The 1,609-nt window shown below is 44.3% G+C and carries 2 protein-coding genes; both read right to left on the bottom strand.

The window, feature by feature from the left end:
• Positions 1–59: 59 nt before the first annotated feature.
• Entirely contained in the window at positions 60–563 is a 504-nt protein-coding gene (locus ACTIE6_RS23615; RefSeq protein ID WP_439558969.1) for a hypothetical protein, read from the bottom strand.
• Entirely contained in the window at positions 560–1,399 is an 840-nt protein-coding gene (mreC, locus tag ACTIE6_RS23620; RefSeq protein ID WP_439558970.1) for a rod shape-determining protein MreC, read from the bottom strand. Before mreC ends, ACTIE6_RS23615 begins: the two co-directional genes overlap by 4 nt.
• Positions 1,400–1,609: the final 210 nt, after the last annotated feature.

A 1,609-nucleotide genomic window follows, 5' to 3' on the forward strand; every position in this document is an offset into this window, starting at 1 on the left:
CAATTAATGTAGCTACATCAAATTCCGAGCCAAAATCGGGATTGTGCCAAATTGGCATATCAGCGTTTGGAAAAAAGTTCCAGTAAAATAATGAGGAGAGTAGTTAAGAGCGTGCTGGCACCAATGCGGATCAGGGTGTAAAGGATCATTCCAAAATGATTGATCTCCATTAAAAAGAGCACAGAATGATGTAGCAGAACAAGTGGGAATATATAAGAAACGAATGCGCCAAAGCCTTGTGTGCGAATTCCGACCTCAGCCCGCTCAGCTCCTTTTGACTTCATTTGGAAATGGATCAGGAAAGGACGGATGTAGGCGATCAGGACTGTAGCGGAGGCGTGCATGCCGAACGTATTTGAAAAAACATCGACGGTAAAGCCTATCCCGAATGCAATCAGCAACAAATACATCCTGTCAATGTCCGCAGGCAGCAGCAAAACGCCGGCGATATAAATAAAGCAGAATGCATAATTGAACAAAACCATATTGCGCATGAAGAAGATCTGCAGGAACAGATACAGCAGGATCATCAGCGAATATTGTATGGCTTCTCTTAAACTCATCGTTTTTCAATAGTACGTTCTTTCAGATTTTCCTGCTCCCCAAGTTGTTGATTTTGTACCACATAAACGTACGAGAGATTCCGGAAGTCTGTAGAGAGTCTTAAAATGATATTATAAAAGGTCTGATTAGGATGTACACTTACACTTTCCACTCTTCCGACCATAATGCCCGGAGGAAAAACAGAGTTTTGGTCAGACGTAACAGCTGAGTCGCCCTTGAAGATTTTTGTGTACTTGGAAACGTCAATCAGATCAATGAAGTTGGGGTCTTTACCTGGCCATTTGGCATATCCTATTTCTTTGCTACGCACCAGTTTGCTGGAAACCATAAATTGCGAATGCAGGATCGAAGTAATGACGGAATACTGCTCAGAACAAAATCTAACTTTGCCCACAACACCTGTGGCGGAAATAACCCCCATACCAGGCTTGATCCCGTGCGCAGTACCTTTGTCGATGGTCAGTACATTGTTCTGCTTATTGGTTTCATTATCAACCACCTTGGCTACTGTGTAAGTATACCTAGAAGCAAATGCTGAATCGGGAGCGTAGCCATTAGGAGAGTCAACCGGCTTTTGCTGGTTCAGGGTTGTGACTAATGCGTGCAGCCGGGCATTTTCGGCAGCCAGGTCCGCATTGATTTCGTCGAGCTTGGTAAATTCCCTGGCGGAGTTAGAAAAGGCGAGTGTTTTGGCAACGTAGTAATTAGAGGTATTGAAATAAGTAGCTCCCCAATAGGTATTGCTGCGCACGATGAGCCAGACACTGAGTACTTCCAGCAGCACGAAAACCAGGAAAAAACGATTTCGAATGACGAAATCAACAAGTTGGAGCATGGGCTAAAAAGTTCACGCGCAGTTCATCACCCGGCGCACGAATAGGTTGTGCAGCGCACGATGTACAAAAATATAAAATTTTCGAACGTCGGGCCTGGGGCCAAATTGATAAACTATGCGCGAGCCGATCCTAAGAAATCAATACAGGCTTGTAGAGTTCAAGGTTTTTGAGAACTTCTCCAGTACCTTTTACGACCGCCTTTAAAGGAT

It is taken from the genome of Dyadobacter sp. (assembly GCF_051859145.1).
GTDB lineage: Bacteria > Bacteroidota > Bacteroidia > Cytophagales > Spirosomataceae > Dyadobacter.